The sequence below is a fragment of the Thermococcus sp. LS2 genome, from assembly GCF_012027375.1.
GTDB lineage: Archaea > Methanobacteriota_B > Thermococci > Thermococcales > Thermococcaceae > Thermococcus_B.
Genome location: NZ_SNUI01000013.1, coordinates 13,649 through 33,065, shown reverse-complemented (window position 1 = coordinate 33,065; position 19,417 = coordinate 13,649). Strand labels below are relative to the sequence as shown.

At 41.1% G+C, this 19,417-nt stretch carries 24 protein-coding genes and 4 tRNA genes; 18 read left to right on the top strand and 10 right to left on the bottom strand.

The window, feature by feature from the left end:
- The first annotated feature begins 84 nt into the window (after positions 1-84).
- Together E3E24_RS12000 and E3E24_RS11995 are read left to right on the top strand one after the other, a co-directional pair.
- A tRNA-Asp gene (locus E3E24_RS12000) sits at positions 85-162 on the top strand.
- 132 nt (positions 163-294) lie between these two features.
- Positions 295-372 (top strand) — tRNA-Lys (locus E3E24_RS11995).
- Positions 373-569: 197 nt separating this feature from the next.
- On the opposite strand, the gene E3E24_RS11990 is transcribed toward E3E24_RS11995, so the two are convergent.
- The gene (locus E3E24_RS11990) at positions 570-827 is read right to left on the bottom strand and encodes a hypothetical protein (protein ID WP_167887244.1); all 258 of its coding nucleotides are present in this window, start codon (positions 825-827) and stop codon (positions 570-572) included.
- Between the two features lie 151 nt (positions 828-978).
- On the opposite strand from E3E24_RS11990, the gene E3E24_RS11985 reads away from it, so the two are divergent.
- From E3E24_RS11985 to E3E24_RS12920, 9 genes are all read left to right on the top strand, one after another.
- Positions 979-1,054 (top strand) — tRNA-Gln (locus E3E24_RS11985).
- Between the two features lie 380 nt (positions 1,055-1,434).
- Positions 1,435-1,644, top strand: coding sequence for a hypothetical protein (locus E3E24_RS11980; protein ID WP_167887245.1), 210 nt, complete (start codon positions 1,435-1,437; stop codon positions 1,642-1,644).
- A gap of 5 nt (positions 1,645-1,649) precedes the next feature.
- The gene (locus tag E3E24_RS11975) at positions 1,650-2,096 is read left to right on the top strand and encodes a hypothetical protein (protein WP_167916079.1); all 447 of its coding nucleotides are present in this window, start codon (positions 1,650-1,652) and stop codon (positions 2,094-2,096) included.
- Positions 2,097-2,195: 99 nt separating this feature from the next.
- Positions 2,196-2,798 (top strand): DUF1102 domain-containing protein, encoded by a 603-nt coding sequence (locus tag E3E24_RS11970; RefSeq protein ID WP_167887246.1) that lies wholly within the window; start codon positions 2,196-2,198, stop codon positions 2,796-2,798.
- A gap of 17 nt (positions 2,799-2,815) precedes the next feature.
- Positions 2,816-3,352 (top strand): DUF1102 domain-containing protein, encoded by a 537-nt coding sequence (locus E3E24_RS11965; protein ID WP_167887247.1) that lies wholly within the window; start codon positions 2,816-2,818, stop codon positions 3,350-3,352.
- Positions 3,353-3,426: 74 nt separating this feature from the next.
- Positions 3,427-3,924, top strand: coding sequence for a DUF1102 domain-containing protein (locus E3E24_RS11960; RefSeq protein ID WP_167887248.1), 498 nt, complete (start codon positions 3,427-3,429; stop codon positions 3,922-3,924).
- The gene (locus E3E24_RS11955) at positions 3,921-4,988 is read left to right on the top strand and encodes a signal peptidase I (protein ID WP_167887249.1); all 1,068 of its coding nucleotides are present in this window, start codon (positions 3,921-3,923) and stop codon (positions 4,986-4,988) included. Before E3E24_RS11960 ends, E3E24_RS11955 begins: the two co-directional genes overlap by 4 nt.
- Positions 4,985-5,914 carry a hypothetical protein gene (locus E3E24_RS11950; RefSeq protein WP_167887250.1) on the top strand — a complete coding sequence of 310 codons (930 nt, stop codon included), beginning with the start codon at positions 4,985-4,987 and terminating at the stop codon, positions 5,912-5,914. The genes E3E24_RS11955 and E3E24_RS11950 overlap by 4 nt, the downstream gene beginning before the upstream one ends.
- Before the next feature lie 54 nt (positions 5,915-5,968).
- The gene (locus tag E3E24_RS12920) at positions 5,969-6,985 is read left to right on the top strand and encodes a DUF5305 family protein (protein WP_167887251.1); all 1,017 of its coding nucleotides are present in this window, start codon (positions 5,969-5,971) and stop codon (positions 6,983-6,985) included.
- A 5-nt stretch (positions 6,986-6,990) separates the two neighbouring features.
- Here E3E24_RS12920 and E3E24_RS11940 read toward each other — a convergent pair whose 3' ends face one another.
- Positions 6,991-7,656, bottom strand: a complete 666-nt coding sequence (locus E3E24_RS11940; protein ID WP_167916075.1) for a DUF434 domain-containing protein — start codon at positions 7,654-7,656, stop codon at positions 6,991-6,993.
- Entirely contained in the window at positions 7,656-8,426 is a 771-nt protein-coding gene (locus tag E3E24_RS11935; protein WP_167916074.1) for an HD domain-containing protein, read from the bottom strand. Before E3E24_RS11935 ends, E3E24_RS11940 begins: the two co-directional genes overlap by 1 nt.
- Before the next feature lie 166 nt (positions 8,427-8,592).
- Between E3E24_RS11935 and E3E24_RS11930 the strand changes: the two genes are divergently transcribed.
- The 4 genes from E3E24_RS11930 (at position 8,593) to E3E24_RS11915 (ending at position 11,513) form a co-directional block, all read left to right on the top strand.
- On the top strand, positions 8,593-9,642 hold the full coding sequence (locus E3E24_RS11930; protein ID WP_167887254.1) for a hypothetical protein: 1,050 nt from the start codon (positions 8,593-8,595) through the stop codon (positions 9,640-9,642).
- Positions 9,643-9,677: 35 nt separating this feature from the next.
- Positions 9,678-10,316 carry a DUF432 domain-containing protein gene (locus E3E24_RS11925; RefSeq protein WP_167887255.1) on the top strand — a complete coding sequence of 213 codons (639 nt, stop codon included), beginning with the start codon at positions 9,678-9,680 and terminating at the stop codon, positions 10,314-10,316.
- A 2-nt stretch (positions 10,317-10,318) separates the two neighbouring features.
- Entirely contained in the window at positions 10,319-11,386 is a 1,068-nt protein-coding gene (locus E3E24_RS11920) for a mechanosensitive ion channel family protein (protein ID WP_167887256.1), read from the top strand.
- Between the two features lie 49 nt (positions 11,387-11,435).
- Positions 11,436-11,513: transfer RNA gene (locus E3E24_RS11915), tRNA-Tyr, on the top strand.
- Between the two features lie 412 nt (positions 11,514-11,925).
- On the opposite strand, the gene E3E24_RS11910 is transcribed toward E3E24_RS11915, so the two are convergent.
- The 4 genes from E3E24_RS11910 to E3E24_RS11895 all read right to left on the bottom strand — a co-directional run bounded on the left by E3E24_RS11910 (position 11,926) and on the right by E3E24_RS11895 (position 13,876).
- A complete protein-coding gene (locus E3E24_RS11910) occupies positions 11,926-12,186 on the bottom strand; it encodes a hypothetical protein (RefSeq protein ID WP_167916073.1) in 261 nt (86 codons plus the stop codon).
- A 504-nt stretch (positions 12,187-12,690) separates the two neighbouring features.
- A complete protein-coding gene (locus E3E24_RS11905) occupies positions 12,691-12,936 on the bottom strand; it encodes a hypothetical protein (protein ID WP_167916072.1) in 246 nt (81 codons plus the stop codon).
- Positions 12,933-13,286 (bottom strand): hypothetical protein, encoded by a 354-nt coding sequence (locus E3E24_RS11900; RefSeq protein ID WP_206205349.1) that lies wholly within the window; start codon positions 13,284-13,286, stop codon positions 12,933-12,935. Before E3E24_RS11900 ends, E3E24_RS11905 begins: the two co-directional genes overlap by 4 nt.
- 317 nt (positions 13,287-13,603) lie before the next feature.
- Positions 13,604-13,876 carry an AbrB/MazE/SpoVT family DNA-binding domain-containing protein gene (locus E3E24_RS11895; protein ID WP_167916070.1) on the bottom strand — a complete coding sequence of 91 codons (273 nt, stop codon included), beginning with the start codon at positions 13,874-13,876 and terminating at the stop codon, positions 13,604-13,606.
- 317 nt (positions 13,877-14,193) lie between these two features.
- Between E3E24_RS11895 and E3E24_RS11890 the strand changes: the two genes are divergently transcribed.
- Together E3E24_RS11890 and E3E24_RS11885 are read left to right on the top strand one after the other, a co-directional pair.
- Complete coding sequence (locus E3E24_RS11890; RefSeq protein ID WP_167916069.1) at positions 14,194-15,384, top strand: ATP-binding protein; 1,191 nt, start codon at positions 14,194-14,196, stop codon at positions 15,382-15,384.
- Entirely contained in the window at positions 15,381-16,376 is a 996-nt protein-coding gene (locus E3E24_RS11885) for an ATP-binding protein (RefSeq protein WP_167916068.1), read from the top strand. The genes E3E24_RS11890 and E3E24_RS11885 overlap by 4 nt, the downstream gene beginning before the upstream one ends.
- Before the next feature lie 207 nt (positions 16,377-16,583).
- Here E3E24_RS11885 and E3E24_RS11880 read toward each other — a convergent pair whose 3' ends face one another.
- Entirely contained in the window at positions 16,584-16,754 is a 171-nt protein-coding gene (locus E3E24_RS11880; protein WP_167916067.1) for a hypothetical protein, read from the bottom strand.
- A 206-nt stretch (positions 16,755-16,960) separates the two neighbouring features.
- On the opposite strand from E3E24_RS11880, the gene E3E24_RS11875 reads away from it, so the two are divergent.
- Positions 16,961-18,187, top strand: coding sequence for a hypothetical protein (locus E3E24_RS11875; protein WP_167916066.1), 1,227 nt, complete (start codon positions 16,961-16,963; stop codon positions 18,185-18,187).
- 205 nt (positions 18,188-18,392) lie between these two features.
- Here E3E24_RS11875 and E3E24_RS11870 read toward each other — a convergent pair whose 3' ends face one another.
- Positions 18,393-18,884: a hypothetical protein gene (locus tag E3E24_RS11870; RefSeq protein WP_167916065.1), complete on the bottom strand. Its 492-nt coding sequence runs from the start codon at positions 18,882-18,884 to the stop codon at positions 18,393-18,395.
- Positions 18,885-18,904: 20 nt separating this feature from the next.
- On the bottom strand, positions 18,905-19,348 hold the full coding sequence (locus E3E24_RS11865; protein ID WP_206205348.1) for a DUF365 domain-containing protein: 444 nt from the start codon (positions 19,346-19,348) through the stop codon (positions 18,905-18,907).
- Positions 19,349-19,417: the final 69 nt, after the last annotated feature.

Here is a 19,417-nt window from a genome sequence, read left to right as displayed (position 1 = left end):
GGAAGTTAAGCCCGCCAGCGATCCCGGGTGTACTGCCCTCCGAGAGGGGGCGGGAAACCGGGGACGCCGCCGGCCACTCAAAGCGCCCGGGTGGTGTAGCCCGGCCCATCATGCGGGACTGTCACTCCCGCGACTCGGGTTCAAATCCCGACCCGGGCGCCAAACAAACTTTTCTACACCAAAGCTTTGAAGAAATGTAAAACTAGGATACTAGCCTACCACCTTTGATAAACTTTTTACTAGAGCTAACCAACAGTAAAGCTTATAAAATGACATTAGCTTATCCCTAAGCGAGGGCCGGTAGCTCAGCCTGGTCAGAGCACCGGGCTTTTAACCCGGTGGTCGCGGGTTCGAATCCCGCCCGGCCCGCCATCAGTCCTTGCTTGCGCAAGCGCCGCTTTTACTTTGTTCAAGCGTCCTGTCGAAAACATATAAACTCATTCTTGCCAATCCTAAGAGTCAGAACTTTTTGATCAAACTTTTCGCTAGAAGAGTTTGCTTGGTCAAGCTTTGCGCCAGCAAAGGTTGTTCACTGGCATGAAATTTGCTTTCTTATCCCTTGCAGAGTCTCACTTTTTCTCGTTCCAGTCTTCAATAATGTGAGTCTGCCTCATCTTGTCAGCGAAATTCCAGAACTTCGGGACGACCATCAATGCAATGCCTATTGCGAACACTATTACCGCGATAACCGCGGCCACAATGCCGCCACTGCTGAAGGCCCAGAAAGTCATCACAAAGGGTGCAAGTATGACTCCTAATACAGCGGCGCCAACAATCAGCATCAGGATCTTGTAGCCATATCTCTCCATAAAGAGGGCGAAGTCCATTGAGACCCCCAGTAGTGATTACACGGGAGAAAAATATAAATTTTTGCTTTTGCATAAATTCAGGGGGCGTATGAAGGGCATGAAAAAACCTAAAGAGGGAAAGGAAGGGGTAAAATTTAAAAACCTTCATCGTGTGAATGTTCATGGGTACAGCCCCGTGGTGTAGCGGCCAAGCATGCGGGACTCTGGATCCCGCGACCGGGGTTCGAATCCCCGCGGGGCTACCATCAACCCGGGCTCCAGATGTTCCTAATCCCATTTCTTGTTACGTTTAATTGTGGGCATTCGAACCATTGTAATTTTTGTATGTCTATTTGCAATACATGGCTACGTAAGTTGATGACTGAATTTTAGTTTAATAATTGCTCATCTAAATTGAATCATTATGCCGATTATGGACAGCATTTATTAAACATTGGAAATTTTTCAAAAAATAAAAAACTTTCTAAAACACTTTGTTTGGGAAACAAAGGATTATCAACTAATAAAAACACCGTAGACTTTTTTTAGCCAAATTACAGCACAAAATTTCTGATTTTTCGAAAATTAAACTTTTTAGGAAGGTATTTATAGTATGAGAGAGCAGTAATACTATAAGGTGAGTAATATGAAGCAAAATCTTAGAGAGGATATTATCGGTATTCTGCGTAGGGAAGGTTATTCTACTGTTGCTATTCTTACTAGGAAGCTTAATGAGAGGGGGATTGACTGTACGAGACAAAAAGTTGAGAGAGTGCTTAGGGACCTCATCAAAGAAAACGTGATAGAGGTGTATTATATTAACGCCAATCATCGACGGCATTATCGATTAAGGTGATGCCAATGACCACCTCTGCCATGATTCTAGGGAATGATAGGAGAATGTTAATCATCGAATACCTCCAAAAGTGCAACGGAAAAGCGGAGCTTAGGGAGCTTGTACAATACATTGCAGAAAAAGAAGGGAATACAGACAGAAAGCACAGGAAAAGCGTTTATGTAAGCCTAACACAAACCCACATTCCAAAGATGGAGAGAGAGGGGATAATAGAATTTAAGCATGGAACTATTAAGCTCATCCAGATTCCTGAAAATGTTGATGTCTACATGGAGATTGTAAATAAAAACGACATAAGATGGGCAAGTGTTTACAGTATACTCGCACTTAGCTCAGCAGCTATGAGCTATTATGTTCAGAGCTGGGAGGGATTTATTATTTCAACAGTATTTTTGGCGTTGTCCCTTATTCAAAGGATGAAGGAGAAAAGGATTGTGAAAAGGGAAAAGTAATTACCGATTACCCTTTTGAATATTCTAATTACCTATATACAACAATTGCAAAGATTCTCTTTGAAGTCCCTATTTAAGGGGGCTCCGAAAAACAAGGAGATGAAAAAAGTGAAAAAGTTAGCACTTGGAATTTTCGGCCTTTTAGTGGCCTTTGGTCTCGTGCTCGGTGCGGGGGCCAATTTTAGTGATTACAATGCAAGCAGAAGCGTCCACTGGCACATTGTCCCGGACGATGACGAGCTAATTGATTTAACACCACTGCAACCTTATGCATACATAGATAACGTAACCGGCGTTCTAGTAATTGACTTCTCAGTCAATAATCCAAACTATCCAGGATATGGAAACGGAATAAGCCCAGCAAGTGAGTACAACTTTGATGAAGTCTTTGAAGTAAGCAACGACCTTTGGGAGAACGTGACCATAGTTGTTAGGATAACCTCAAACAGTACCAATGTAGAGTTCTACGGACATGAGGGAGACGTATACGAAGTCGCAAACGGAACCATAGCCAGCTCATCAGATACAGCAGATGAGGACGTTTGTTTCGTAGTTGCACCAGGAGATGCGGTTAAGATTGGTCTTGACTTAAGCGCAGATGGCGACAGTCCAGGAGATATATGGAACGTTGCTATGAGTATAAAAGCTTACAGACTTGGCACAGAACCAACCGCTTTGGTTGGCAAGTGCGGACAGCCGTGATTAGGAGGTATAAAAAAATGAATAAACTTATCGGTTTGGCCCTACTTTTAGTGGGGATGATGTTAGCGGTTGGCGCCGGAGCCAACTTTAGGTATTATGAAGCAGACAGGGACATTATAGTTGCCATCGTTGCAGATGACAATGAACTAATTGACTTAACACCAGTACAGCCCTACGCACGCCTAAGCAATGGGAAATTGTACATTGATATCAGCGAATATAATCCAAACAAACCAGAGTGGGGTGGACTTGGACTCAGCCCGAACACAACCTATGTCTTTGAAGAAATGTTTAATGTTAGCAACGACCTTTGGGAAAACAACCAAACGGATTTCCCAATTTGTGTAACCCTTAGTGTTTCAGGTTCGTATGATGTCAAAATATTTGCAGGCAACTACACTAGTCCAACTGCAGGTCCAGCTGCTTCAATAACGTTTACGGTATACCACGGAAGCCCAGTCCCAATTGGATTTGTATTCAACAACACAAACATGTCACCAGGAAGCTACCAGACACAACTTCAAATACACGCAATTGCAGGCGCATGTACATGATGTGAAAAATCTGAAGATTTATTGAGAGCATTTGCTCTCAAATATTTTAGTTTTTTGTTTGTGAGGCGATAAAAGTGATCAGTAAGGGAATAATATTATCTGTAGCAGTAATTTTCGTATTGTTCTTCTCAATTAGCATTAACAAGCCAATCCCTATTTCCTATGCTCTTGAAAACGATAATGGCACATTTACTATTGAGACGCCACTCCCACCATATGCTTTTCTTTATCATGGGGGAAATTTGACAATTGATATTAGCGAGGACAATCCATTCTACCCGGGATACGGGGAAGGATTATCGAGAGATGCAATCTACAAGTTTGATGACGTTATGAAGGTAGAGAACAATGTGACCCAGACAGGAGCATCAGTCATTTGCGTAATTATTACTTCACAAATGGATGGTTTGAAGTTTTACTACTCAAACACAACACCCGAAGACAGCATTAGCTTTACATTAGGCGAATATGAGTCAGTGAACGTTGGTATCTACATCAACACCACAAATTATGCCCTTGGCGAAGTTTCTGGGAGCTTTAAGATACAAGCTTATGAAGGTGCATGTGGATGAGGCTTCTAGAACTTCTTTTTACCTTTGTTATTGGTTTAGTTCTGATCACATCAATAGCAGGATTTATTCTTGATAGACCTATCTTGATATCTTATGTTTATTCCGATAGTATGAGTCCAACATTAGAGAAAGGGGACTTATTCTTCATAAATCCCCTCTCAAAGGGCGATGTTAATGATATCATTGTTTTTAAAATGAACAATGAGTGGACAGTTCACAGAATCTATGTGAAAGATTTCGATGGATACATAACAAAAGGAGACAACAATGTCGCAACTGACCAGCAAGAAGGCAAAAATCCAAAGATAACAAAGGATGCAGTAATAGGCAAAGTTATAACAATTGGAGGAGAACCCCTAAAAATACCAAGAGCAGGAGATTACATAAGCAGCCTTTCTAAAAAAGGTTCAAACCTGTATGTTGCAATAGCATTTTTAGTTATAGGGGCAATCCTCTTAACAACCAGCAGTGAAGAGAGAAAAAGGAAAAAGAAAAGAAGAAAGTACATAAGAGTAAAATTTAAGACACTTTATGCAGTAACTGCTTCTCTAACAGTGGCAGTTTTGATCCTTTCGATGATGCTCTCATGGGGAACTTTAACTTTCAGCTATTCCTCAACCCTAGCTAGTGGTCAAAGAGAAGGCTGGTATTTGCCAGGCTCTATGTTTGAAGAAGAGCTGACATTAAAAAATAGGGCAATTTACCCATTCCTGTACTTTATTGAGCCCCAAGGAGATAGGATCGAAATTTTGAGCGAGAAGTCCTTTAAAATATCTGGAGGCAACGAAAAAAAGATAAAAGTTCAGGTAAGCGTTCCGGAAGATACAAGAGTCTACGGAGAAAAGATTAATGTCTATGCATATTTGCCAATCTTGCCTGAAAGAATCATAACAGAACTTTACTACAAAAGCCCGTACTTGCCATTCATTGCATACATCGCAGAAGCATCGTTCTTCTTAACACTCCTTTACTTTGCGGTGGGAGCTGGAAGCGAAGACATAATCAAGTATAGAGTTCACCGCTCAAAGATTTTTGACAAACTTAGGGAGAGTGTTGGATTATGAAATGGACTGCAGTGTTTTTAATATTGCTAGCGAGTTCTATGATACTCATTGGCTCCAGCGGAAATTTCAGAAATTATGAAAGCCAAAGAGGCGTGTGGGTAAACATTGCCCAAGGAAATGAGTCATACATTGCTTACTTCTGTACTGTAAGTGGATATTCAAATGTCGTGACAGTTGAGCAAGGGGAATCCTTAAGCTTTGATGCCTTAACCATAAAAAATCAGCTTGGAGAAACATTGGAAGCATGGATTGAAGGAGATTACTCAGGCCTACCTTCTGGAGTAAACGTTAACCTTGAAAGTGGGTCGGTTATTCTGTTTGACCTAGAGGAATATTCCTTTGAAGGAAATGTAAGTGCAGCTAGTGATGTACCAGTAGGGAGCTACGAGGTTCCAATTATGCTTTATGGGGATTGGGATAATGGAGATGCTGAGATAAGCGTCTGCCCATTGAAAATTAATGTGATTGAGCCCCGAGTGGTGCTAACAAAAATTCTCATAAGTGGGAACACAACTGTGCCAATAAAAACAAACCAAAGCTGGACTATGAGAATAGAAATAACCAACCACGGTCCAGAGGAAGAATTTACAATTAAAGACGTCATTCCAGCAGAATTTGAAGTTGACTTAAACCAAACTTCAGCAACAGACGGGAACTATACCTTTGTGAAGCAAGGAGGAGGAAATATGGGCTCCATTCACATGACATGGGTAGTAACTGTCGGGCAAGGTGAAAGTGAACACATTGACATAACGATTTATACAAAACTCAATCCTGCAGGACAACAAGAATTCACTGAACCAGGTTTCTATAATTTGAATGATGGTGCAGAACTTGTTGGATATGACATAAAGACACCAGCAATTGTTGTGGAGGCAGTTGAAGATGAAGACGACCAGTGTTGCCATAACTGTAACTGTGGTTAGTGCCTTCCATTTTTTCATTTTTTTGAACTAATTATTGAAATGGAGGTTTCAAAGGTGAAGAAATTTAATTTAGAGATAATAGAGAACATCAACTGGAAAAAAGTAAGTTTAGCAATTCTGCTGATAGCATTCCTGTTCTTCTCTGCTTATAGTGTATTGGCATTTCAAAGAGAGCCCATAACTAGAACCACTAGAACTGTGGGGAGCTACACCCAAAAAGGAGTTTTTCAGCATAAAGCGTTCTTTTCAAATACATCACTTTATGGAAATGTAAAAAGCATGAAATATTACCCCAAAGACATAACCGAGTCAATATCAGGGGTTTATGTTTATACTTTCACGCCTGGAAAGGACATAACTGGAAAATACAAGCTTACTATAGTTACAACGTATTACGTCTCAAAAGGTAAAGAAAAAATCATTCTTTGGGAGGAGACGCTCGTAGAGAGTGAAGGAGAGCTCGAAAACGGAATAATGGGAGAAGCAATAAGCTTTAACTTAGCTGATCTGAACAAGAGGACAGAAGAAATCAAGAAGGGTCTTGGCATTAAGAGATTTTCAAAGGACACCAAGATCATAGTTCAAGTTTCAGCCAGAGGAAATGTTAATGGAAAGAAAGTTTACGAGAAGTTTGAGCAGACAATTAATATGGTTGTGGATTCAACAAACGGGCTCATATATTTCACGAACGAAGAAGCAGAGATAAAGAACAACTTAGTTGAGACAAATGTCAAGACAAACTTCTTGAGTCTTCTCGGGAAGCCAGTGAGCGTCAGCACAGCGAGAAAAGTATTTCCGCTTTTGGCGTTCCTAAGCACACTCCCAGTCTTCGGAATGATTTACACAGCAAAGGCAAACGCTCCAAAGGATAGACTCAAAGACTTGAGAAGATACATAATTGAAGGCGTTCCAAGTGATGTGGACAAGAAAATCACGCTCGCTACAGAAGATGATCTAAAGAAGACCTTTGAACTGATTGATAAGCCTATACTCCACTACCAAGAAGATGATAGTGAAGTTTATGCAATTGTAGATGATGGAGTCCTCTACGAATACAGAAGGGAGTTTTAGGACTATTAATGACCCAGGTCTTCGTTTAAGATTTCTTCAAACTTTTTTATCTCAATCTTCTCACTTTCTGCAAGTTCTTGGGGTATATCCACAACGTATTTTACCTTATCGATTACGGCTAAATCTGAAGTTGCAACGATTTCAAATTTTTTAAGCTCAAAATCTACAGCATTTACAGTTTCCGCTGCTCCAGAAAGACCAACTCTTTCAATAATTTCATTTGTAAGCTTTGCCACCTCACCGCTTTTGCTGACAGGCTTGTCATAGAGAAAGATAACCCTTTTTGGGTTAAACTTAGATAAGAACTTCAAGAGAAAAAATAATATTTCTCTAGTTTTTTCACTAACTCTATACCCCCTCTGATACTTCAAATCTCTAACAAAGCCATCTTCGCAGAGTATCGCTTTTCCTTCGAGAACAGATTCTAAAGTTATTAGAACATTGAACCCATCAACAGCCAGGATTTTGCCATTTACGAAGTTGATTGGCTTCCTCTTCTTTTTTCTATATCCTATTTCTTTTTCACTAAAAACACATCTGGCCAAAAGGTGTCTGTCTTCCTTTTTCAATTTGTAGTGATTAGCTACAAAATTCAGAGCAACACTTTTTCTATATCCTCTGTTGAGCAAATACTTCAAATCCAAATATGCCTCAAAAAGGGGAGAGGGCATTAAACCACCTTCTCCAGCAACTGATTCTCTGCATGAATTCTAATCCTAACTTTTCCGCTCAAGAGAGAGTTCTTAACTTTTTTAGTCAGAATTTCATCAACTTGAAAGATTCCAGAGAGGTGCTTCATTTTGACGTCTATAATTATTGGCGTCCTACTGTCGCCTTCGCGTATTTCAACTTTCTCAATTGCAAGTGCTGAAACTGAGTGGATATCGACCTTATCTTTCTTGTGAACAAGCCTCGAACGGCCTTGCTCCATATCACAGCCATCAGCAACCGTAACGCAGCTTCCTTCAATTGTTGTGCACTGCGTTGCTTCGTCATAAGTATAGATTGCATTTAATGTTAAAGCCTTTAAAAGCAGCCAGTCTGTTTTTTCAAACTCCTTAGCAAGCTCATCTATGATCGGTTCTGCTAAAATCGTGCTGAAAAGATAGTGGTTTTCGCGGTGAATCATGTTTCCGATGTCATGGAATAAAGCACCAAATGCAACTATGAACTTGCTCCACTCAAAGGGCTTGCCGAGTTTTTCTGCTGTTGTTTGAACACCAAATTTTTTGAGTATTTTTAAGATCTCCAATGCTCTTCTAGCAGTTAAAAGAACATGAATGCTCCCATGGTCATTGAACTGATAAACATTAAGAACAATGTAGTTTGTGGTGTTGAAGTAGTATTCATACTTCTCAAACGTTCGTTTAAACATCTCAAACAGCTGATCATTCTCCATAAGGGATTTAATCTCACTCAAAAGCTGGCTTTTTTCGTACATTTCCAATCACCTACTATTTTATGTTTTAGCCTTACAAATTTAAACATTTTTAAATCATTTCTAACAAACTTGAAGTTTTTTAGAAAAGCATTAATAGTAGAACAACAAAGAATAATACATAAGCTACATGCCCGCTTTTGTTTCTTGTGGGTTTGGAGGGAAAAATATGGAAAAATATTCATTATTAGCTTTATTTTTAATAAGTTTAGTTTTTGTTAGTGGATGCATTGGGGGAGTTAAGGAAAAAGTAATAGAAGGAGCCAAGGAGAAAGTTGAGAGCGTTGCTGAGAGCTATTCTAAGAACCAAACATATACGGAGTCCCCTTCAGAGGATACTTCCACCGCTGAGGAGACAACAGAATACGCAACTTGGACAGATCCATGGGATTTAACAAATCCCATAAAGATTGGTGGAGATAGCTACATCATAACTTACATCAAATACAAATTAAAAGTCAGAACAGAACAAGGCGGCGAAATTTATGAGTATGAAGTCGAAAAAAGGAGAGGAAAAACAAAAATCCACGTGTATGGGATAGAGATTGACTTTCAGACTGGAGAAACCAAGAAAGTAGATTTGGGAGAATTTGAAGTCTATGAATACTATGGGAAAGTCGCACCAATCAAAGGAAAAGAGATGGACAAGCCGTTAGAAGTCATTTCATGGAGCATAAATAGGAGCGATCTGCACTCCGAGTTTTTCGCTTATCCAGTCGTGATAGGCTTGGGTATAGGTGGGCCAGATATAGTAGGATTAAAGGTAGCCTATGGAGATAAGATCTACGAAGCCTACAACCCATTTGTCATTGAAAAGATGGACTACAATCCATACACAGAAGGAGACTTGGACTGGTACTGGGACATATCAGATGTTGAAGACATGTACATAGCATTCTTTAGCATGGCTGGATTCGGAATTTGGGATGCTTTTACTGAAGAGAACCTCTATGAGAAATCAAGCGGTTCATGGGGCTACCTAAACTATCAGTACAACTACGAGATTGATCCAGATGGAACTGTGAAAGTTGGAGGAAAGAGCTTCAAAGTTTCAAATGTAAAGTGGAGTTACACGATTGGGGATACACAAGGACAAGGAAGAGCAGTATTAGCTGCAAACCTTCCAATTCCATTGGAAACAGAGGGTGTCTTTATAAGCCAAGGCACGAACATCTATACATATATAAAGGTTGAAGATTTAGGGTTTGAAAAAATTTGAGCAAACTTTAAATCTTTTCCTTCCTATTTTCTTTCATGTTTGGAGAATATGAGCTAAGAACAAGATTCATCAAAGTTTTTGACAAAAAGATTCACCTCACTGAAGAAACTGATGAAATTGTTGTTTATCGGAGAGATGAGATTAAAAGGATAATAAAGAAAGCTGACAGACTCAAAATTCTGCCCTCTCCAGCTATAGGTTATGGAGTCAAACTTCTAATGGTCAAGCTGAATGAACCGATAGCTGTCCCGCCCAAAGATGCAATTTCTGGATACATAGAGGTGCCGATAGAAGTTGATGTAAAAGTAGGAGATCTCACAATAGATCACTTCATCCTTGGAAAAGAGAAATATGCCCTTTATGGAACTGTAGATGTTGGTGTTATTACAAGATACCACAAAAGCAAATTTTATGTGAAAGAGCCCGATTCCGTGGGAATAGCCAAGGTCATTATCAGTAACCCTTCCAAGGAGTGGAAACTGATAGAGAGGATAGTTTTCCCGATAAAGGACAGCGTGATGTTTTATACCAAAGATAAAGCGTATTACCCGCTTTTAATAGTTACTCTCAAGACTGCTGTTCCTGAAGTTAACAACACTGGGAAACCTCCGAAAGATGGATTAATCCCAACTAGGGAAGCATTATCATTACCCAATTTCTTGATGAGGTGGTGAAAATGGAGATTCCTATTAACACAACATCCCTGTTTTCCTCACTTCCTCTAGCCAACATAACTTTAACCTCGATTATAAAGGCTGTTCTAATTTTAGCCATCGGCTTAATATTGGCGAACATTTTCAAAAAATGGATTATCAAGCTTTCAAGAGTAACGGAGTATGTATGGCTAATCAATGAGGAAACCGCCGACATAGTTAACAAGCTGATCATGATAGTTGCCCTCATCTATGCTTTAGATACCCTTGGGATTCTCTCAATTGAAATAGCTGGAACAACGCTGAGCAACATAATAGCAGCTTCTCTCGTCTTCTACTTCTTATATTTGATTGCAAAGAAATCAAAGGACTATCTTTTAATGAGCGGGGCAAAGAAGGGCAATCTGCCAGAGGTTCAGCTTAAAGCTAAGCTCTTCTACTACTCTCTCCTCCTCATTGCACTCCTCATATCACTCAACATAGCTGGCTTCACTGGAAAGCTCACGACCCTAATGGTTGCTGGAGGAATAACTGGTATAGTCTTGGGTTTTTCTGCTCAAACTGTAATAGCAAACTTCATCTCCGGCATATTTATGTACTTTGATAAACCATTGAAGATAGGTGATCCTGTTGAAGTTGCTGGCTATTCTGGAGTTGTCAATGACATAAGGATTCTCTCTACGAGGATAAGGACTTGGGACGGAACTTTAGTCAGAATTCCAAATGAGAAAATATTTAACAGTGAGATAAGGAATCTACAGAAATATCCAGCGAGAAGGGTTGACGTGCTCATAGGAATAGCGTACAAAGAGGATATAAGCAGAGCTATTGAAGTTATAAAGAAAACTCTAGAGGAGATGCCCCTTGTTCTGGCTGAACCAGAGCCAGCAGTGTATGTTAATGAGCTAGCAGAAAGCAGCGTTAACATATATGTCAAAGCATGGGCTCCAAGTGAGAAGTGGTTTGACGTGAGAAGTACCGTCTTGCAGAAGATTAAGGAAGCTCTAGAAAGAGAGGGTATTGAAATCCCATTCCCACAGCGTGTCAACTGGTTCGCAGAGGAGCTTAGAGTAAAAGTTGAGAAAGAGTAAAGTTTATAAATCTAGCACAAACACTATACGATGGGCTGGGCTGTAGGGTCCCGCGGTAGCCTAGCCTGGGAGTGGCGGCGGACTGTAGATCCGCAGGTCCCCGGTTCAAATCCGGGCCGCGGGACCACCAAAAATCTGTGTATGTCCCCCTTCTTCTGAAAGAAAGCAAAAGCCACGCTGCATTCTCGAAGAACTCCGAGAAGGTCACGCCCTCCGCCACCAGAGCTTGGTAGAGGCGCTCCGTCACCTTTATGTGCAGATCGACTTTTCTTGTTTTGTTCATACCCCTCCACCCCACCGTGTTCACACGGTGAACACACTAGTAAGCAGGTCCGACCTGTTTTTATACCTTCTCTCGGCAAAGCTATATTTTCTCGGTGTGGCTTTGCAAAAATCTTGCAAAATAACTATCCTCTCCTCAGTAGAACTATCCTTCGGGGTGGTTCGGGGCGAACTCATAATCGTCCGTGATTTTTTATCTTTTTTTCTTTCTCAAGAAGAACACTTATCGGTGTGAGGAGAAAAAAGAAGAAAGAGAATCACAGCCTTCTGTCGTAGGGCTGGAATACATCAGCGCGGATGCCTGACCCGATTTTGCCGTGGAGGACGATGTTTTTCAGTCCCCTCCTCTCAATCTCGTCGCTGAGCTCGTAGACTTTTCTTACACCTGCAGCAACGGCTTTTCCGGCCAAAGTTGTTGCTCTCAAGACTGCTTTCCCAGCCCTTGGCATGTACACCGGCCACAAAAAGACTGCCTCAAGAAGGTCGAACCGGTTGTCCTTTACACTACCGCCCTCCATATCGAACCACCTCATTATTTACTACTTCAGAAGGTAAAATAAATGTAACGGAAATATTCCCCACAGTTATGAAAAGAAGCGCCCTCGCGGCTTTTCTTGAATGAAACTTTATAAAGTGTGAATCGCAATAATAAGAATAGAACCGGTTGTCCGCACCGCCGCCCTCCCCCAACGGGGTTCTATTTTTATTTTTTTCAACGCTTTATCAAGGACAACAACCTCTTGGTGAACTCAATGTCTTCAATGATAGGCATCGAACCACCCCACTTAATGATAAAATAATAGGAATGATAAATATGATAGTAATAACAGTGGACATGATGGAAAAGGTGAGAAGAGTGCCGGGGAAGATTTTCCCCAGTTCCCCCACAGCTGGGGATCGAAAATGGAAGCTTCTCCTCTTCCCCCACGCCTCGGGGGAAGAGCGGGGAAGAGATTTCCGTCCAGGGGAACATTGGGGAAGAGTTTGCTAGACTATGATTTTGTAGCCTCTTGCCGTGCACTCTACCTCAACAACCCTGCCCGTGCCATGAATTCCCAAGCTTTTGAATCCTTCAAGAGGTACTCTTGTTGCTCCTTCCTTTCTACAGCAATATCTGCGTTTTTCTTCGCCCAATTGATGGCTGAATAGGGGACATCAGTGAGGATCTTGGTGATTTTTTCTTTCCTGTTAACTACAACACGGACAGTCACTAGAACCCTGCCATCTCTCTTTACGACAATTTCTGCAAGTGCCGATGGAAGACTCATCCTCTCACCTCCAAAGAAGAAGAAAGGGAGGGAAGGTTCACGACGTTCACAAACAACTCTCTCACGGCGGTCCTGGCATCCACCACGAAGACTTTCACACTCCTACCGTTGATTCTCCGCCTTGCTTGCTTAGCTATCGCCGCAATCACTTTCTTCTCGGTTGCATCGAGGTCCCGGGCGAGGAGGACGACGTTCATAGTTTTTCTGTCCCTGTGTCCCTTCCTCTCAACAACATGTTGGGCAAACCATCTGAGGCTGCTCTCCAATACTTCTTCTCTGGTGAGCTCTCTTCCTTCAGTGAGCTTTGCTACCACAGGCAAGAGAGTAGCATTCACCGCTTCCACGCACATCACCCGCAGAAAACATCAGGGTTACCTCATATAGTTCTTACCATTCTTGAGAGTAATATCTGTAGCAAAATAGACCCAGTCGAGAATATTCCCTTATAAGATCTTGACTCGTAATATTATCGAGGTGGGCAGGATGTGGTGGGAGGATGAAGAAAAGGAGAAAGTCAGACCCGATGGATTGTAGGTATTGCAGACGATATAGTTTCCCAGCTCACCGAACCGATAATGAAGCTCTTCCCGTGGTTAGCATCTGCAAAGGTAAGTCAGGGGTTAGAGCAGAAGTCGTCCTGAAAGACTATAATGACCCCCCGAGGAAACTATGAATCCTCTTGCTTCTCTAGCTCCTCTATAGCTCTTTTGAAACTTTCTCTCACGGCTTCGCTGACTTCTTCGATGTCCTCCGTTACCCTGCACATCTCGTCAAGCAAATCCTCGACCTTCATCAGCAAATATCCTTTTCCGGTTTTTATGAAGACTATTTTATCGCCGGGCTTGGTGCCCGGCCCTTTCCTAACCTCCTCTGGAATTGTGATTTGATACTTCTTTGTCACGACCACGACATTTCTGCCTTTCCCCACTGCAGTCACCATTACAGCATCTTTGCTAACTAACGAAAAAACTTTTCTCGGTTGGGGATGTGGGTTTGCAGTTGATGCAACTCAGCTGAGCAGAAAGAAAAACACCGTGACCTAAGCGGACAGTACGTGTCCGTAACAGTCCCTTATACGGTGAGGCCTGCGAGACATCATAAAGGGTCTGCCGATGCACTGCTTTCCTAAGAAACATGCGCGTTATTATCTATTTTTGTCCATTTTGTGTACTCGTTACTGGGTGAAAGAATGTAAAGAAGAGGAAACTTGAGATTTACGAGCTGTGATTTGTCCCGCGTGGCGGAGTTTTCTTTTTGATGAATTACTATGAATCAAAAGCAAAATTATTTATTCTAGGGGCACAAATTCTTGTTGATGGTGAAGATATAATGGTTGGCAGGGATAAGCAAGATGAACTCAGGGGATACTTTATGCGTTCTGACAAGAAGAACTGGAATAATATATATGGTAGGGAGAATGAACGCAGAGTACTTGAAAGTTTTTTACGTTCGAATCGTCCTATAATTGTGAAGGGATTTCGTCGTGTTGGCAAAACGTCGTTTCTATATGGAGCGCTCACCGATATTTATGGAAAGGATAACGTTATTTTCAAAAAAGTGAAAAGAAATACGAGCTTGTCAGATATCATAGAAGAGCTCAAACAGAAGACAGATTTCAACAAATCAATACTGGTGCCAGCGAGCTATTCTGAGTCAAAGAGTGTTGGTTTTGGGCTTACAAACCTCGGTGTAAATGCTGAGGGAACGAAAAGTTACAAGGCGATTGATGATGTTGATAAACTTTTATCCAAGATAAGGGGAAAGTTTGTTATAGTACTTGATGAGTTTCAAAGAATAGAAGATTTGTCTGAATTTGAGAATTTTATCGAAGATGTATTCAAGTCACATGGTGAAAAAATAAGAATAATTCTCACTGGTTCCGAGGTATCTTTGGTCGAAGAAAAACTCAGAAAATTTCCAGTAAAGCCCAATTATATGACATTATATCCACTGCAGCCCGATGACGCAGTCGAGTTTATCAAAGAAGGCTTCAACCAAAACGAATACAAAATAACAGAAAAACAAGCAAAAGATTTTTATTCCAAAATTGGTGGCATTCCGGGGGCAGTAATTGAGTTTGCCGAGCATATAATACTGAATAGCGATTTGAGTGACATTGACGAGGCTATTGAAAAGGCTATTAATGAGGTAGAAAGATCAATTTTCGATTATAATCTTGACAAGGAGTTTGAAAAGATTGAGAACTTATTTGATGCAGACCCCGAAATTGCATACAAACCAATTTGGCACCTCAAATGGAACAAATGGAAACTCTCCAGTGGAGAAATGATGAAAAGACTCAGCAGTTCTGAAATAGCGAAAATGTCACTGAAGAAACTCGTTGAGTATGGTTATATATACTATGACGAGAAAACCAAAACATATCAGATATTTGACCCACTTCTCCAAAAATACTTCGAACAAAAATTAAGTGGTGGTAGGAAATGACGTTGTGCTGCCGTGAGTATGAATCGTGGATTCTGAAAAACTTGCTTGGAGAACATTTTATCATAGTCCACGGCCCGCGCTGGAGCGGAAAAAGTTATTTCGTTCAGAAAGTGCTTGAAAGTACCGACTGGAACTATATTATCATAGATGCTCACGAGGCATGGAAAGAAAAGAAATCCTGGCTTGAAAGAAAAATTGTTTCTGATATCGTCGAGAGCGCCAAACAAGACAAACCCCTCGGTGCTGTAAAAGATATTCGCGGTGTTTCCCTCAGCACGAATAATATAAAAAACTTTGATGATGTTCTTGAATCCATCGATGATGATGTTTACTTCGTGTTCGATCACGCGGAATTCCTGCGGTTTGCTCGCGGGGTAGATTTTCGCGAGTCGTTTCAAGATAAGATCGATGAGCGCGGAAACATTCATTTTATATTCGTGCCACGTGGCACGGGAGAACTCATAAAATGGCTAGGTCCGCGAGATCCAGACTCACCGTTGTTTATGAGGTATGAACGTTACATCGACATTGATTATTTCTCACCGCACGACTCAGTAAACTTCCTTGAAAATGAGTTTGAGAGAACAAGCATTGAACACGATTTGAATGAGCTCTTTGAGGCATATCGTTTCATTGGGGGCTCGCCAGTATGGTTGAAAAGGTATTCCGAACTTAGGGTTGAAAACAGTCCAGAAAAAGCCTTGAAACTTCTTGCTCGCGAAGTTTGTGAAAAGGTGCAGTCCGAACTCGGTAAAATGGGGAGAAGTGTGAATATACATTTGAGGGTTCTACAAACTATTGCAAGGAAGACGCCATACGATGGATATACTGATTTGAAAACTGTTTATAAGACATTTGGAAAGAAAAGAAATGAAGTGGATAAATATCTCAAAAACCTCATAGATCGTGGATATTTGAAAATAATATTCCACAATGCCTACGCCATTGCATTACCAATTGTCCATAGGTGTCTATCAACGAATATAGAATGACAAACCCGACAGTCGGGTTTGTCATATTTTTTACATTGTAGAACAATTTCATTCATTGATGTTCTTTTCTGTCATAAAAAAAGGCAGAAAAACGCTGATTCGACGTACAAAATTGAACGTTCAAATTGCAGAGAAACCTTTTCAAAGAAGCCCTATCTTTCCTTTTCTGATGAACATAAATATACATATTATTTTCTTCCACAAAATCTACTTCTTTCTCACCCACAGCAAATACCCGGTCAAAAAAACAACAGCCATTCCTGTATAGAAAGCACCTAATTTTACAAGAGAGCTGTCCTTCTTTTTCAAGCCCCAAATAATACCCAAACAACCAAAACCTATCCACAATGCAATTATGAAAAGCTCATTCTTTTCCACAAACCACCACCTATAACCATTGGTAAATACACACGAAATAAATCTTGCGAAGATAAAGAAGAGAAAAGTCAGCTCCAGCTCAGATTACTAGTTAAGGAACATCTTCACTGCAATCAATCTTTCGAATTGTAAGGCTTCCCTAGAACTGTGAAGTAGACACCTCCGCCCAAAACTTAATCAAGTTATTAGTCGTTTCTTATAAATTGGTGATAAGGGTGCGCTCCTGCTGGAGATCCTGGGAGGATCATTGGGAGAGTGTTCTTGAAGCTGGTAAAGAATTGTCTATGAGCGAGGATGAAGTAAAAGCTTCAGTAGAAGAGCTCAAAAATATCTTCGATGATAAGTGGATTAAGAAGAATATGAATAAACACCACTTTGCATACTATATATGTCATCCTGAGATGTCTGGACATATTTTTGAGCTCTTACAGCTGGGGAGTGCTATACATACCCTGGGAGGAACAAATGCTATTTCATCCGACACCTTGCGTAATCTCAAAAATACGGGTAATTGGCTATCAGCTTACTATGAAATAGGAGTCTTGGCTCAAATGAAAAAAGTGCTAGAAAATGAGGGTCTAGAACTGGTGCACATAGGCAGACTAGAAAAGAAGGGTATCCTGAAGAAAGGGAAAAGACCAGACGGCCTCGTGCTAGAACAAGGTTACGATAATTTGCTAGATTATGAGAAGTGGAAGTACTGGGTAGAGGTAAAGTACTTGCAGCCAATGCCAGATCGCATAAATAGAACGCTCGGAGAGTACAGCAAGAAGATTGCAGAGAAACTTGCAAGGAAGTATCCTCCTAGAACGGCAGTAACTGTAGAAATCAGGGAAATTGAAGATGTTGGTGAATTGTTAGAGCAATTGTTAGAGCGGATGGGTGAGAAGCCCAGCGAACAAGATATAAAGTGGCTGAAGAACTACCTACTTGAAAACTTGAGGTCTGTTCTAGAGAGGGCTAGTGAAGTCGTTGAGAGAGGGGAGTTGGGAGAAGCAAAAGATGTGGGAGTCTCTATTAGTATTAGCAGTCCAAAGAAGGTAGAAGAGGATAACCACATATGCTACATATACGATGATGGTTTGAAACTGACTGTCCCAAAGGGGAAAGATTTCGGGCCACCTATTGTTCGACGTACAAGAATAGGAATGCCAGCCTATTATATGATACTACTATTACGTGCAATAAATATTCTCCGAGCCAAATATAAGATAGTGGAAGCCTCGAAGCAAGTGAGTGAACTTCCACCCGAGCTACCTGAATTACGTTCAATCTTAGTGCTGGGCCCCCTATCCTTCCCTAGCTTAGTGGTAGAAGATGTTAGAGAAGCTTACAGACTTGCGAGATCGGGATGTGAAGAGGTGGGCAAGATTGGAGGGATATGGGTTCATGTGCCTATAAGGGGCAAATTTGCTAGATTGTCATTAGAATAATATTTTTGAGAAATATCATCCTGACACAGGGCTAATCATCGCAATGATGCCCGAGCACTTATAGTGGGGACTTAGTAAAAAATTTCGGTTCTTTTTCTAGACGATAATCCATCCGCGTAGTTCCTCAACGAGGTTACCTGGTGCCATACTCCCTGTTGCGTAATGCAGAGCCAGTAGGCCATAGAGATTACTTCCAGAGACTCTCTCAATGAATAACACCTAACATATGAAGTGCCCACAAAATCGCCTGAACAGCACTTAGCCAAAAAACAACTTCACCAACAGTCTTTTTGATTGTAGAGTATCTTTCAACAGCATCCTCAAGACGCTTGAGAGCCCGCTTTTTTTCAGTCAAATCTTTGGAATATAATACTTGACGAGCAAGTGATTGTACATTTATGGCTTCAATGGATGAAGCAGAGCTCGTTACATCGAGAACCAAATGCATAGCTGTGTCAATCTTTTCAATTTCTGTCTTTTTCTTCATGAGAAGATCAATAACATTGTTCTCAAACCGACTGGAGACAATAGTGAGCCTTGAGTTCAAAGTTTCAATTCCAATAATATTGTCCCGCAACGTGACTCTATTCAAGAATGCCTCAGAGTCTTCTGCAATAATACCCTTTTCAAATCCTCGAATAACCACGTCCTGCAATAGAACATTCTTTGCACCTTTCATATAGATTCCAGTTGGCATTTTGATGACCTTTCAGTAGGCTATGAGACCTCCGTCTTCTTCAATACCTCCCTATACTCTTCCTCCCTTATATACCTTCCAGAAACCGCAATAAAACGCTTAGGCTTCACAATTTTGTCATACTTCTTAATGTTCTTCAGCACGATAACCATCCAAGGCTTGTGCCTCTCTCTGCCCCAGCGCTTCTGCGAGGCGACATAATCCTTGAACTCTTTTTCTGTCAAGAAGAGACCATCCTTGTACTTCTCGAGAATTTCCATTGGATTGCTGAAAATCTCGATGCCTTCAACTTCCGCCTCGCCGTGAAAGCCCTGCTCCTCATGAGACGCATAGAAAATGATTTTCATTCCCGGCTTTATTCTTGTCAGCGTTGCGGGCTTCACGAAGACGTTCTTGCCTTCATCAAGGATTCTGGCGAGCAAAGGCCTTGGCACGGGGAAAGTTGCACCCACTATACCTTCCATTATGCCTCACCGTAATGTTTCTCTTCGAGCTTGTATATATATCTTATCTACATGGGCAATTACTGGAAA